Source organism: Sporosarcina sp. P7 (assembly GCF_002743425.1).
Lineage (GTDB): Bacteria > Bacillota > Bacilli > Bacillales_A > Planococcaceae > Sporosarcina.
The window spans coordinates 1-1,327 of record NZ_PDZF01000037.1 but is presented as its reverse complement, the minus strand read 5'-3'; the positions used below and the strand labels follow the sequence as shown (position 1 = coordinate 1,327).

Sequence of the window (1,327 nt, the reverse complement as noted above, 5' to 3'; positions counted from 1 at the left end):
ATGATAGACTACCTTCAAAGTAGACAAATTATAAAGCGCACTTCTACAATTCATATAGATAAGGGGTTGAGAAGATGGCGGAGAAAACGAGAGTATATTCAGAAGAAACAAAACGTGAAGTGGTTGAGCGATTTTTAGAGGGGCATCGAGCAGTTGATTTACAAGAACAATTTGGGATTAAGAACCGTAGGAGAATTTATGAATGGGTACACAAGGTAAGAGACGCTAACTCTTTGGAAGCTTTGAAGGATACACGAGGGGTTTCTAATAAAGGAAGAAAAAAAGAAAAAAGTTTAGAAGAAGAAAATGAACAGTTGAAACTAGAGAACCTGTATTTAAAAAAGCTGTTAGATCTAAAAAGGGGGTGAATTCAACAGCAGCTGATTTTGAGTTTGTCGAAGCTTATAAAGATCGTTTTCCTATTACCGATTTGATAAAACACACACAGCATTTAAGTAGATCAGGTTACTACAAACGACTAAAGACTCCTAGTCGCCCTTCTAGGGCGGAGAGAGATAAAGAACTCCTCACGCAAATGCTTTCTCTTTATATCACACATGGTGGTAATCTGGGGAACACACGATTTAAGGACGCACTGCGAGAGAAATATCAAATCACGGTGAATGAAAAGCGTATCCAGCGGATGAGAGAAAATTATAATATGCCTTTGAAAACCAAAAGAAGAAAACCGAAGAAAACAGGTGGTATTCATTTTGTCTGTGATAATATTTTGAATCGGAACTTTACGGCTATTCTTCCGGGGAAGAAGCTATGTATAGACATTACGTACTTACGGGTAACTAAGCCACGCGAAAAATTTATTTATTTATGTGCAATCATTGATTTATTTAATAACGAAATTATCGCCTATTCTATACAGGATACGATGGAGATGAGTTTAGTATTTAAGACGCTTGATTTAGTAGAAAAAAAAGGACTTGCCGAACCGAATGCGATCCTTCACAGTGATCAAGGCATTCAATTCACAAGTCCTCGTTACGTCAACCGATTAAAGCGAATGAATCTCATACAATCCATGTCTCGCAGAGGCAACTGCTGGGACAATGCATGTATCGAGAGCTTCTTTGGGAAGCTGAAGACAGAGATGCCAGGTTTTGTAGAACCTGAAACGGAGTATGAAATGATTCAAGCGGTAACCGATTATATTTTATATTATAACGAAGTGCGGCCACAAAGGAAACTATCTGGAACGCCTATTGCGTACAGAAACAATCAGGTTGCATGATAGATAAGAGATTACATACGGATTGTAGAGTACTTCTTCATGTGCGTTTTATCGAGTGTCTACTTGACAGGGGGTAAGTCA

General features: G+C 38.3%; 2 protein-coding genes. Both read left to right on the top strand.

Annotated features, from left to right (window positions below; all coding sequences use genetic code 11):
* The first annotated feature begins 74 nt into the window (after positions 1-74).
* Positions 75-368 carry a helix-turn-helix domain-containing protein gene (locus CSV60_RS15695; RefSeq protein WP_099637617.1) on the top strand — a complete coding sequence of 98 codons (294 nt, stop codon included), beginning with the start codon at positions 75-77 and terminating at the stop codon, positions 366-368.
* On the top strand, positions 365-1,246 hold the full coding sequence (locus tag CSV60_RS15690) for an IS3 family transposase (RefSeq protein ID WP_099637616.1): 882 nt from the start codon (positions 365-367) through the stop codon (positions 1,244-1,246). Before CSV60_RS15695 ends, CSV60_RS15690 begins: the two co-directional genes overlap by 4 nt.
* Positions 1,247-1,327 lie beyond the last annotated feature (81 nt).

Bases quoted from the DNA above. Each gene is read 5' to 3' on its own strand.
- CSV60_RS15695 (WP_099637617.1), top strand. From the start codon at position 75: ATGGCGGAGAAAACGAGAGTATATTCAGAAGAAACAAAACGTGAAGTG.